The sequence below is a fragment of the Rhizobium sp. PRIMUS64 genome (genome assembly GCF_023006465.1).
Lineage (GTDB): Bacteria > Pseudomonadota > Alphaproteobacteria > Rhizobiales > Rhizobiaceae > Rhizobium > Rhizobium leguminosarum.
In genome coordinates this window covers 1-12,441 of sequence record NZ_JALBGX010000175.1, presented here as the reverse complement: position 1 = coordinate 12,441, position 12,441 = coordinate 1, and the positions used below count along the sequence as shown (strand labels likewise).

At 60.3% G+C, this 12,441-nt stretch carries 9 protein-coding genes and 1 pseudogene; 2 read left to right on the top strand and 8 right to left on the bottom strand.

Annotation, left to right across the window (positions count from 1 at the left end; translation table 11 throughout):
- The 3 genes and pseudogenes from MOV76_RS35395 to MOV76_RS35385 all read right to left on the bottom strand — a co-directional run.
- A pseudogene (locus MOV76_RS35395) lies at positions 1-1,177 on the bottom strand (sporulation protein); the annotation flags it as partial.
- Positions 1,178-1,239: 62 nt separating this feature from the next.
- Positions 1,240-2,997 carry an arginine--tRNA ligase gene (gene argS, locus MOV76_RS35390; protein WP_018241791.1) on the bottom strand — a complete coding sequence of 586 codons (1,758 nt, stop codon included), beginning with the start codon at positions 2,995-2,997 and terminating at the stop codon, positions 1,240-1,242.
- Between the two features lie 65 nt (positions 2,998-3,062).
- A complete protein-coding gene (locus tag MOV76_RS35385) occupies positions 3,063-4,280 on the bottom strand; it encodes a deoxyguanosinetriphosphate triphosphohydrolase (protein WP_018241790.1) in 1,218 nt (405 codons plus the stop codon).
- Positions 4,281-4,502: 222 nt separating this feature from the next.
- Between MOV76_RS35385 and erpA the strand changes: the two genes are divergently transcribed.
- Both erpA and xth read left to right on the top strand, forming a co-directional pair.
- Positions 4,503-4,835, top strand: coding sequence for an iron-sulfur cluster insertion protein ErpA (erpA, locus tag MOV76_RS35380; protein WP_018241789.1), 333 nt, complete (start codon positions 4,503-4,505; stop codon positions 4,833-4,835).
- A gap of 228 nt (positions 4,836-5,063) precedes the next feature.
- Positions 5,064-5,855 carry an exodeoxyribonuclease III gene (gene xth / locus MOV76_RS35375; protein ID WP_028732045.1) on the top strand — a complete coding sequence of 264 codons (792 nt, stop codon included), beginning with the start codon at positions 5,064-5,066 and terminating at the stop codon, positions 5,853-5,855.
- A gap of 15 nt (positions 5,856-5,870) precedes the next feature.
- Here xth and exoR read toward each other — a convergent pair whose 3' ends face one another.
- The 5 genes from exoR to MOV76_RS35350 all read right to left on the bottom strand — a co-directional run.
- Positions 5,871-6,674 (bottom strand): exopolysaccharide production regulator ExoR, encoded by an 804-nt coding sequence (exoR, locus tag MOV76_RS35370; protein WP_003558862.1) that lies wholly within the window; start codon positions 6,672-6,674, stop codon positions 5,871-5,873.
- A gap of 19 nt (positions 6,675-6,693) precedes the next feature.
- Positions 6,694-7,305 (bottom strand): hypothetical protein, encoded by a 612-nt coding sequence (locus tag MOV76_RS35365; protein ID WP_247266279.1) that lies wholly within the window; start codon positions 7,303-7,305, stop codon positions 6,694-6,696.
- 87 nt (positions 7,306-7,392) lie between these two features.
- Positions 7,393-8,667 carry an OmpP1/FadL family transporter gene (locus MOV76_RS35360; protein WP_018241787.1) on the bottom strand — a complete coding sequence of 425 codons (1,275 nt, stop codon included), beginning with the start codon at positions 8,665-8,667 and terminating at the stop codon, positions 7,393-7,395.
- Positions 8,668-9,064: 397 nt separating this feature from the next.
- A complete protein-coding gene (locus MOV76_RS35355) occupies positions 9,065-11,908 on the bottom strand; it encodes a valine--tRNA ligase (RefSeq protein ID WP_168299226.1) in 2,844 nt (947 codons plus the stop codon).
- Between the two features lie 114 nt (positions 11,909-12,022).
- Positions 12,023-12,441, bottom strand: a 419-nt coding sequence (locus MOV76_RS35350) for a PopZ family protein (protein ID WP_247266278.1), incomplete at its 5' end; no start/stop codon positions are given.

Genomic DNA, 12,441 nt, shown 5'->3' with positions numbered 1-12,441 from the left:
GGACGGGTGCTGCGGCGAGCGGTGCGGGCGCGATCACCTTGGGCTCGACAGGTGCGGCGGCCATGGGAGCAGCAGAAACGGGCGCTGCCTCGATCGATGCGGGCTGCGGCGAGACGGGCGTCGGATTGGCACGTTGCGGCACCGGATAACGCGAGACGTCGGCGAGCAGATCGTCAAGATCGAACGTGCCGGCGGTGTGCGGAACATCAGGCACCACCTCGGTCAGCGCGGCATCGGCCTGGATCTCGCCTTCGACGGCGGCGGCGATGAGATCGAAACCGGCATCGGACCCGAAATCCTGCAGCTCTTCCTCGATCTCGACGAATTCTTCGGCCTCGGCGGTCTCTTCCGATGCGATCACCTCATCATGGCGATCGAGCTCGGCGGGGAAGCCAAGCGACGGTGAAGCGGATTCGAATTCCTCGGAAGGCTCGATAGCGGCGACGGTCGCCGGCGGCTCGATGACAGGTTGCGGTTCGACCACAGGAAGATCGGCGGACGGTGCCTCAGCAACCGGTGCTGCGACCGTTTCGGCCACAGGCTCCGGCAAAACAACCTGTTCCTCGCGCTTCGGTGCATGGAAATTGGCAAGCGGCAGCCTGATGCTGGCGGCCGACCATTGCGGCGCCTTGGCGGGCTGCGGCAGCGAAGAAACGGGTGCTGCGCCGATCGACAGCTCAAGCTCCTCGATCAGGTCGCGCGCACCGCCGAAGGCCGATTGCAACGATGCCTCGGGCTCGGGGGAAAGCTGCTCCGCCCAGTCGGCGGCAGATGCGTCCTCATTCCCTGCGGCGGGCAAAGCTACTTCTTCATCAGCCTCGCCTTCTTCAGCCTCGACGGGGGCGACGGAAACCGGCTCAGGAGCCTCCGCACGTTCGGCGGCGGGAGAAGCGTCGAGAACGGGCTCGACGTAATCTTCAGGAGTGACATCATCAGAGAACGGCTCGGCGGGCCGGTCGAGCTCTGCGAGCGGACGTGGCGAATCGTAGCGGTCGAACTCGCGCCCAAGCTCGTCTTCGAGATCGAGGGCGGGCTCGCGGCGTGCGGTCTCAGTCACCGTATTCGCCGCAACACGCGGCTCGAAGCCGACGATCCGGGCAAGTTCAGCCAACGGATCATCATCGGCAAACAGATCGTTTTTTCCGCGCGTATCATACGCAAGTTGTTTATCAGCCATGCCTATTCCCACTCGCAAACGCCAACGCTCAAATGCCAGCGCATTGTGGGGAAATGGTGACGTTATCGCATTTCGTCCGGTGCGGCAGTGCCTGTAATGGCGAGTCCCGACTTCAAAACCGACGCGACGGCGTACACCAGCCCAAGTCTGGCAATACTTGATTCTCGGTTTTTATCATTAACAAATCGTAATTCTGGCTGATCTTTACCTTTGTTCCAGTGCGCATGGAAGGAACTGGCGAGGTCGTAGAGGTAAAAAGCGACGCGATGTGGCTCCTGCGACTGGGCCGCCGCATCGACGATACGCGGGAATTCAGCAAGCTTGGCGACGAGCTGCAATTCGGCCGGATCGCCAATGCCTGCAACGGTTTGCGCGAGATTCTCGGGCGAAACATCGAGGTCGGCAAAAGCCTCCCTCGCCTGCCGGAAGACCGACATGCAGCGAGCATGCGCATATTGCACGTAGAAGACTGGATTATCTTTCGATTGTTCCGTCACTTTAGCGAAATCGAAGTCGAGCGGTTCGGAATTCTTGCGATAAAGCATCATGAACCGGACCGAATCACGACCGACTTCTTCGACGACGTCCCGAAGCGTGACGAAATCGCCCGAGCGTTTCGACATCTTCACCGGCTCGCCATTGCGATAGAGCTTGACGAGCTGGCAGAGCAGCACCGTCAGCTTCGCCTTACCGTCCGAAACGCCGCGTGCAACCGCTTCCAGGCGCTTGACGTAACCGCCATGGTCGGCGCCAAGCACGTAGATCATCTCGTCGAAACCACGGTCGAACTTGTTCTTGAAGTAGGCGACGTCGGCGGCGAAATAGGTGTAGGAGCCATCCGACTTGATCAGCGGCCGGTCGATATCGTCGCCCACCTCGGTCGAGCGGAACAGTGTCTGTTCGCGATCTTCCCAATCCTCGGGAAGCTGACCCTTCGGCGGCGGTAGTGTTCCCTTGTAGACGTAACCCTTGAAGGTCAGGTCGTTGATCGCCGTGCGGATCGCGGCCGCACCATTGGCATGCAGGGTTCGCTCGGAGAAGAAGACGTCGTGATGGACGTTCAGCGACGCCAGATCGTCGCGGATCATCACCATCATCGCATCGATGGTGCGATCCTTGACGATCGGCATCCATTGGTCTTCCGGCATGTTGTGCAGACGCACGCCGTAATCGGCGGCAAGCGACTGACCGACAGGCACGAGATAGTCGCCGGGATAGAGACCCGAGGGGATTTCGCCGATCTTTTCGCCGAGCGCTTCACGATAGCGCAGGAAGACGGAACGGGCGAGCACGTCGATCTGCGAGCCGGCATCGTTGATGTAATATTCCTTCTCGACGCCGTAACCGGCAAAAGCGAGCAGGTTGGCGAGCGCGTCGCCGACGACGGCGCCACGGCAATGGCCGACATGCATGGGACCGGTCGGATTGGCCGAGACATATTCGACGTTGACCTTCTTGCCTTTGCCGAGCGTCGAGCGGCCGTAATCGGTGCCGGCGCCGATCATCGATGCGAGCAGCCGCTGCCAGTAGCCGACGGCGAGACGGATGTTAATGAAGCCGGGACCCGCGACCGAGACGTCGGCGACGTCGGCATCCTCTTTCAGCTTGGCGATGATGACGTCGGCCAGCGCGCGCGGGTTGGTTCCGAGCGGTTTTGCCAGCACCATTGCGGCATTGGTCGCCACATCGCCATGGCTCGCATCACGCGGCGGCTCGACGGTGATGCGGCCGAAATCGAGCTCGGATCGCTTTTCCCTGACCAGATCGATCTGTTCAAGGGCGGTTTTGATCCTGGCTTCGAAGTCGGTAAAAAGGTTCATCGCACTCTTCCATGCATAGGCTGTGCCAAAGGCTCAAATCGGCCCTCGGCGTGGGCGACCGCTGCCTATCGCAAATCCGGAGTGTGGTCAAACAACCGCCTGTGGGCGCTGATGGCATAGGTGTCGGTCATGCCGGCGAGATAATCGCCGACATGACGAGCCTTCGGCGCGTCGGACAGGCCGGCGATATGATCGACCCAGTAATGGCTTTGCATCTCCTTCGGATTGGCCATGTAGGCGGCGAAGAGATCGGTGACGATCTGGGCGGCGCCGGCACGGATGCGCATGATATCCGGATTGCGGTAGATGCGTTTGAAGAGCATCGCCTTGATCTGCTTGTCGGTCTCGGCCATTCCCTCGGAAAAGCTGGCGATAATCTGGCCGGCACCGCGGATATCGGCTGCGCTTTCAGGGCGCAAGAGCGACAGGCGTTGTTGCGCGACGCCGATCACGTCTTCCACCATGCGGGTAATCTGACGGCGCATGATCTCATGGGTGAAGCGGCTGGCCTCCAGATGCGGATATCGCTCCCGCACCTCGGCCATCAGCCCTGCAAGAAACGGGATTTCCTCCAGCATCTCGAAAGTCAGATAGCCGGAGCGCAGGCCATCGTCGATATCGTGGGTATTATAGGCAATGTCATCGGCGATCGCCGCAACCTGGGCCTCGAGGCTGGCATAGGTTGCAAGCTCGAGATCGTGCAGCTCGCAATAATCAAGGATCGGTTGCGGAACGGGACCGCGCGTGCCGACTCCCTCAGGCGTCAGAAGCGGGCCATTGTGCTTGACGAGACCTTCGAGGCTTTCCCATGTCAGGTTGATGCCGTCGAATTCAGCATAACGCCTCTCCAGCTTGGTCACGATGCGCAGCGATTGGGCATTGTGGTCGAAGCCGCCATAGGGCAGCAGCACCTCGTGCAACGCGTCCTCGCCGGTATGACCGAACGGCGTGTGGCCGAAATCGTGCACGAGCGCCACGCCCTCGGCCAGATCCTCGTCGAGCTTCAGGGCGCGGGCAAGAGCGCGGGCGATCTGCGCCACCTCGATCGTGTGAGTCAGCCGGGTGCGGTAGTGATCGCCGTCCTGGGCAATGAAGACCTGGGTTTTGTGCTTCAGCCTGCGGAAGGCAGTGGTGTGAACGATGCGGTCGCGGTCGCGCTGGAAATCGGAGCGCGTCGGGCTGCCGTCCTCCTGATAGAGCCGTCCGCGCGTCGTCCAGGGATCGGCCGCATAGACCGCCCTTTCACTGCTGCCGAAACCCAAAGCACGCGTATCGATCGTCATTCTTCACCGTCATCCTGCATGTTGCCGCATCTGCCCATTGACGCCGCTTATCGCTCTTCATACCTATAGCTCGATGAAACGGCAAAGAGGCGCTTTCTTAACCGCTTCGGCGCATCATCGCCTTTTCGCGAAGATTATGGTAAGTTTCTTTGATATCAGGCATTTGAACATTCAAGTGCCAAAACCCATTCTCTCCGGATCTTGACCCCGGCAGGAGGAAACATGACGGATACAAGTGTAACCCTTTCAGATGCCGCGGCAAAGCGTATCGCTGCGATCGTCGGCGCCGAAGCCGGCAAGAGCGCGTTGCGCGTTTCCGTCGAAGGCGGCGGCTGTTCGGGCTTTTCCTACAAGTTCGATCTTGCCGACAGGGCTGACGACGACGACATCATCGTCGAAAAGAACGATGCCAAGGTGCTGATCGACAGCCTATCGCTCGTCTACATGGCGGGCTCGGAGATCGACTTCGTCGACAATCTGCTTGGCCAATCCTTCCAGATCAAGAACCCAAATGCGGTGGCAAGCTGCGGCTGTGGCACCAGTTTCTCGATCTGAACGTTTAAACGCACGGACTCCCCATCAAACCGGCCGAAGAATTCCTTCCGGCCGGTTTATCGTCTTGTCCGCCGGTGAAAGACCACGATAAAAGAAGCGCACTAAAGCGCGCTGCATCGACGCTGATTCATGCGGTGCGCTTTAGCTCTTTGTTTTTTATGCCTGTCGTAATCCCAGAACCGCTGCACACTTCTGGGCGACATGCATGATGCGGAACGGGACAGAGCCATGAAGATCGCGACCTGGAACATCAACGGCGTCAAGGCGCGCATCGACAATCTCACGCAATGGCTCAAGGATTCCGATCCGGATATCGTCTGCCTGCAGGAGATCAAGACGGTCGATGAAGGTTTCCCGCGGCTGGAGATCGAGGCGCTCGGCTATCATGTCGAAACGCACGGCCAGAAGGGCTTCAACGGCGTCGCGATCCTCTCCAAGAGTTCACCTTTCGAAGTGAACCGCGGCCTGCCCGGCGATCCGCTGGACGAACAGGCGCGTTTCCTCGAAGCGGCGTTCACGCTGTCCGACACGCGCATCCTGCGCGTCTGCTGCATCTACCTGCCGAACGGCAATCCTGTCGAAACGGAGAAATATCCCTACAAGCTCGCCTGGATGGAGCGTCTGCGGACGTTTGCAGCCGAACGGCTGGCCTATGAAGACATGCTGGTTCTTGCCGGCGATTACAATGTCATCCCGGAACCGCACGACTGCTTCGATCCCAAGGTCTGGGAAAACGATGCACTGTTTCTGCCGCAGACGCGGGAGGCGTTCCGCAAGCTCGAAAATCTCGGGCTGACGGATGCCGTGCGCGCGACGACGGATGCGACGCAGTTCTATTCCTTCTGGGATTATCAGGCCGGCGCCTGGCCGAAGAACAACGGCATCCGTATCGACCATCTGCTGTTGTCACCGGAAGCCGCCGACCGGATGACATCGGCTGCGATCGAAAAACATGTGCGGGCCTGGGAAAAGCCGTCCGACCACGTGCCTGTCATCGCTTATTTCGATTTCGCGGGCTGAGCGCCCGATCGGCGCTTAGTCGTCGGAACCGCTCGCGATGGTGTGCGAGAGGGATACCGCCGTGCGGCGGTCGGCCTCGTTCGCAACCGAGAAGGCCTGCTCCTGCAGCGCTTCCATCCAGCTGCAGTCCTTGGGCTTGCAGCGGTCGAGCGCTGCCGTCATCAGCGCCAGACCGCGGGCCGTCTGGCCTTCATCGAACAGAATATTGCCGAAGACCGCCATGGCGCCGGGATGGCCGCTCTTGCGGGCCTGGTTCAGCCATTTCTTGGCTTGCTGCGGGCTGGCATTGCCGCCCTCGCCGGCCAGCATCATCTGCGCCAGCTGGAACTGCGCCTCGGGGACGCCAAAGGTTGAGGCCACCTGAAAATAAAGCTGGCGCGCCTGGCTGAGGTCGATCCTGACCGGACTGCCGGCAATGCCATGCTTGTAATAGCTGGCGAGCGAGAGCAGCGCGTTGACGAAGAAGCCCGTATCTTCCGAGCCGGGTTCGACACCCTGTTGGGCAATCTCGCTGTAGATCTTGAAGGCTTCGAAATCGTCCTGCGTGACACCGTCACCATCGGCATACATGTTGGCGAGCGCCCAGCGCGAACCGGTGTGGCCCTTTTCGGCGGCGTATTTATAGGCTTCGACCGCTTCTTCCTTCTGGCCGTTCTTATAGGCTTTGAAGCCGAACTTGAAGAGATCGAAGGGTCCGGATTCCTTGCTGACGCCACCTTTGATGTCGAATGCGCGGCACGGACCGGACAGCGCCAGCGCTACGGCTATCGACATGCCCATCAGCATGAATTTGAACAGTTTGAACTCGGACGTCACCATTTCAACCGATTTCTTTCGCTCATCTCAGGCAGGCGGCAACGGCGCTCGCACCGTGCATCCCGCGGATGTATTTCTTCGAGGCGAGCGATCCCGCGGCGAGCTCCATGGCTCCTTTACCCGCGTCGCATCCAGCCCACTGGCCTTTTCTCAAAGGCGATATTCTCAGTCCATCCTTCAGAACCACCCGGCTCCCGGCATGGCTCGACTGCAATCTCCGTGGCACTCTTTCGGTAGGTGCGGTATTCGCCTTCCCGCCTTTATCGCATTCGTAAACAGTAAATGTGACGAAACCGGTATCGACATTTTCGGCAAAGCCGGGCTGCTTATCCGAGCGGGTCGAAAACAGCGACAATGAACGGATCGACGACTTCATCGCGAGGCCGGATTGGCGGCCGGAACTGCCTTGTTCGGAAAGCGAAACGACCGCAATCGAACGAATGTCGCCGATCGCGCCGTACGATCTGATGTACCCGGAAAAAAATCGACCCATGCTACTATTTACACGCACCGTACGCCTGCCATCTCCTCGCCTGCGAATAGCGCTGCGCCCTCTTTGTGGCGGGAAATGGACAAATTCGCCCTGCCGCCACCATACGCCAAACGTCGTAAAAATGTGTTGCTGAATCGTCACAAATTGGAACGTCGATTTGTCTTGCCAACACCCAAAGAAAAGCCCGGCGAACTGCCGGGCTCTAAGACTTCTACTTGGGCAGCAAGATCAGAACTTGACCTTTACGCTGGTGGAAAGGGCCGCCAGCAGATCGTCGCCGAAGGAATAGGAGACGTCGTTGCCGTAGGTCCGGCCATTATACACGTAGGTGCCGGATTCTCCGCCGGTCATGATGCCGAGCGCGCCGGCCAGACGCCACTCGACATTCTCCACCGGCGTATAGGAGACACCTGCGCCGAGCGTCCATGTGTCGGTCTGGGCGCCGTAGCCCTGGCTCGTGCCGCGATCCCAGGTCAGGCTGAGGGCGCCAGCCCATTGCTCGTTGAACTTGTGGCCGACGCCACCGCTGATCGTCCAGCCGTCGCGATAGAAGAGATCGAGCGAGGTGAGCTGGCTGCTGGCGGAGCAAGCGACGACGCCTTTGGTGGCCTTCGGGCAGAAGGCGATCGACTGCAACACGCTCCAATTCGTCCACTTGACCGAACCGAAGGCGAGCCAGTCGGGCGCAATGCCGCTCTGCAGCTTGAGTTCGACGGAATCCGGCGCCTCAGCCGAACCATAGACCGGCGTCACGACGCCAAGGTAGGGATTGGCAGGATTGGCGGCCTTCGGCACCTCGGTCAGGTCGACCGTGCCGGTGAGATCGTCATACTTGACCTTGCTGTTGTAGACCAGGCTGGCGCGGAAGGCATATTCCTCGATTTCGTAGGCGATGCCCGCCCGCCATCCCATGGCCTGGTCGGCAAGATCCAGACGGCCGGTGCCGTCATAGACCAGCGCGGCCGCCCCTGTGATCGGCGCGACGAGGCGTGTCTTGAAACCATCGACCGTCTGATAGAAGCCGCCGCCGATCAGGCGAAGCTGGCCGGGGCCCATATCGAAACGATAGGAGCAGGTGGCGCCGTAGTTGCGGGTGCTGATCTTTGTTTCGATGTTGTCGTTGACACCCAGCCAGTCGGCGCCGGGATTGGTGTGTGCGCCGAAGGGTGTCGAAAAATCGCCCATACAGTCGATGGAGTCGCCGAAACCGACCTTCACCCCGAGATAGGGGATCCAGTAATCCTCAGTATCATCAGCCGTGGTCGAACCTCCGCCAATGCCGTTCGTGCCGAGGCCATCGGTGGGATCGGTGTCCTTGACGTTTTTCAGCTTGCGCTGCGGCATGACATAGGTCGCGCCGGACTGGACGGCGAACCTCGAATTGTCGAAGAGAAGGTCGATATTGTATCCGCCGCGCTCCAGACCGCCGGCGAAGGACGGCGATGCAAGCGACGAAAGAAGAACGAGCGATGTTATGCCCTTGGAAAACCTACGAGATGCCATTGTGTCTCCCCCACTCCAGCAATTGATGTGACCCCACTCTAGTAAGTGTTCGCGTTATATGGCAACGCGCCCCACGGCAGCGCTCCCAGGCATTGCAGTGGCTAACTTACGTAAAGAAATTGACGGACACGTCAAAAAACCTGGTTAATAAAATTTTATTCCAGACCTATCGAATTTCAGGTGGGCTTTTGGGTTTTCATTCCAAACATTGCAGAAGCTGTATCAATCCGACAACAGTGGCAGTTTTCGCCCGCTGGAGCTTCGCATGAGAGCAATCCACAGGATGAAGTGCTGAAAATGCGCCGTTTCACGCGCGAACCGGACGAATCACAACAAAAAAGACGCGCCCGCGGAGGGCGCGTCTTTGAAATAACTTACCAAAATGGGTCCGTGAAACTTACCCGGCTTCGCTCACCCTGGAAAGAGCGGTCCTCAGGCTTGCGATCTGCCCCTTCAGTTCCTCGAGACGATCGCGCTCGGCCTCGACCACTTCGGGATTGGCGTTGGCGACGAACTTCTGGTTGGACAGCTTGCCGTCGATGCGGGAGATCTCGCCTTCCATCTTGGCAATCGCCTTTTCGAGACGGGCCTTTTCGGCGGAAAGGTCGATCAGCTTGCCGAGCGGCAGGCAGATGGTCGCTTCAGCGACGACGATCTGAGCGGCACCCTTGGGCGCATCGTCAGCCAGCGATATCGCCTCGACGCGCGCAAGGCGCTTGATGGCGGCGTCGTGGCGGAACAGCCGTTCACGCGTCAGGTTGTTGGCCTTGACGACGACGAGCGGGGCTGTCGCCGACGGCGGGACGTTCATTTCAGCGCGCACCGAGCGGATGCCGGAGACGAGGTCGATCAGCCAGTTGATCTCGTCGGCCGCCCCGTCGTCGGCATAGGACGGCGCGGGCCATTCGGCATGGCAGACCAATGTGTCGCGCTCTTTGCCTTCGCCTGCCGTATGGGCCCAAAGCTCTTCGGTCATGAAGGGCATGAAGGGATGCAGCAGCTTGTAGATCTCCTCGAGAATATAAGCGCTGCAGGCCTGGGCTTCCGCCTTGGCGCCCTCGTCTTCGCCATTGAAGACCGGCTTCAAGAGCTCGAGATACCAGTCGCAGACCTCGTTCCAGACGAAACGATAGAGCGCGCCGGCGGCATCGTTGAAGCGGAAGGCTTCGAGTGCTTCCGTTACGTCACGTTCCGTACGGGCAAGTTCGGTCAGGATCCAGCGGTTGATGGTGAGCTCAGCCGCCTCGGGTACGAAATGCGGGTCGCTCTTTGCCCCGTTCATTTCGGCGAAGCGCGTGGCGTTCCAGAGCTTGGTGCCGAAATTGCGGTAGCCGGCGATGCGGGCCGGATCGAGTTTCACGTCGCGGCCCTGCGCCGCCATGATTGCCAGGGTGAAGCGCAGCGCGTCGGCGCCGTATTCGTCGATCAGTTCCAAGGGATCGATGACGTTGCCCTTCGATTTCGACATCTTCTGCCCATTCTTGTCGCGCACCAGCGCGTGGACATAGACGGTCTGGAAGGGCTCGACCGGTTCGCCATCCTCGTCCTTCATGAAGTGCAGGCCCATCATCATCATGCGGGCAACCCAGAAGAAGATGATGTCGAAGCCGGTGACAAGAACGTTGGTCGGGTAATAACGCGCCAGCTCCGGCGTCTCGTCCGGCCAGCCGAGCGTCGAGAAAGGCCAGAGTGCCGAGGAGAACCAGGTGTCGAGCACGTCCTCGTCACGCGTCAGGATCTCGCCCGGCTTGAAGTTTTCGAGCAGGTCCTCGACATAGGCCTTCATCGGCCCCTCATGCGAGAGGTAATGCTGGATCGCCGCCTGCAGCGCCTCCTCCTCGGTCTTTTCGACGAAGACCTGGCCGTCCGGGCCGTACCAGGCGGGAATCTGGTGACCCCACCAGAGCTGACGGGAGACACACCAGGGCTGGATGTTTTCCATCCATTCGTAATAGGTCTTGTCCCAGCTCTTCGGCACCATCCTGGTGCGACCTTCGCGGACCGAGGCGATCGCCGGTTCGGCGAGCGTCTTGGCGTCGACATACCATTGTTCGGTCAGCCGCGGCTCGATCGGCACGCCGCCGCGGTCGCCGTGCGGTACCATGTGCTTGTGCGGTTCGATCTTGTCGAGAAGGTCGGCCTCTTCGAAAATCTCGACAATGACCTTGCGCGCATAGAAGCGGTCCTGCCCTTCCAGGCGGTCCCAGGCGCCATGCAGCGCCGCCGGATTGTCGAGGCCTTCGAGGAAATCCTCATTGTCCTTGATGGTGATCGTGCCGTCGATATTCAGGATGTTGATCGAGCGCAGGCCAGCCCGCTTGCCGACGTCAAAGTCGTTGAAGTCATGCGCCGGCGTGATCTTGACGGCACCGCTACCTGCCGTCGGATCGGCGTAGCTGTCAGCAACGACCGGAATGCGGCGGCCGACGATCGGCAGGATGACATGCTTGCCGATGATCGACTTGTAACGCTCGTCCTCCGGATTGACGGCAACACCGGTATCGCCCAGCATCGTTTCCGGGCGCGTGGTGGCAACGACCAGATAGTCGCGCGTTTCCCATTCGGTCGGCTTGCCTTCCTCGTCGAAAGCGATCGGGTACTGGTAGGTGACACCCGGCTCGAGCGGATAGCGAAGATGCCAGAGATTGCCCTTGATCTCATGCTGTTCGACTTCAAGATCGGAGATCGCCGTCAGCAGCTTCGGATCCCAGTTGACGAGGCGCTTGTCCTTGTAGATCAGCCCTTCCTTGTAGAGCGTGACGAAAACCTCGAGAACGGCCTTCGACAGGCCCTCGTCCATGGTGAAACGTTCGCGCGACCAGTCGCATGACGCACCCAGACGCTTCAGCTGGTTGAAGATCAGGCCACCCGATTCCCCCTTCCATTCCCAGACCTTGTCGATGAAGGCTTCACGGCCCATGTCGCGGCGGCTGGGCAGCTGCTGTTCCATCAGCTTGCGCTCGACGACCATCTGGGTGGCAATGCCGGCATGGTCCATGCCCGGCTGCCAGAGCACGTCCTTGCCGCGCATGCGCTCGAAGCGAACCAGGATGTCCTGTAGCGTGTTGTTCAGTGCGTGCCCCATGTGCAGCGAACCGGTGACATTCGGCGGCGGGATCACGATAGTGAAGGTCTCCGCTCCGGGCCGGGCGTTCGCACCGGCACGGAAGGCATCCGCCTCGTCCCATTTCGCGGCGATTTTCGGTTCGACGGCGGCGGAATCATAGGTCTTGTCGAGCATTTTATGACCAATTTCGAGGTTCGAGGGTGGCGTTTGTAAATAGGATGGTCACGGCCAAGTCAATAAAAAAGCCGCCCCGGAGACCGGAGCGGCTTTCAAGAAAAAGCAATCCGATCAGCGGCGCGGGCCGCGCGCCACGCGCTCGATTTCCTCGCGCACCAACCGCTCGACCAGTGTCGGCAGATTATCATCAAGCCATTCGCGCAGCATCGGGCGCAGCATGTCCTCTGCGATCTCGTCCAGCGACCGGCGCTCTGCGCCGTCGATTGCCGCGGCGAGCTCCTCGAAAGAGCGGCTGATCTGTAGGCCGGCATCCTCCGAAAGCAGCGTCGGCTGGACCTCGTCCAGAACGCTCGGCAGGAAACGCTCGGTCGACGACTGAGCGGGCTCCATAGCCGGCGGCGCTGTTTCGACGGCAGGCGCCGGCTCGGCGACGGCCACCCCAGGCGTTTCCGTCAACACCGGCTCGGCCGGCTGCTGGATAGCAACATGCTGAACGGGCGCTGCGGCAGCGGGGAAAACAGGCTGTGGTT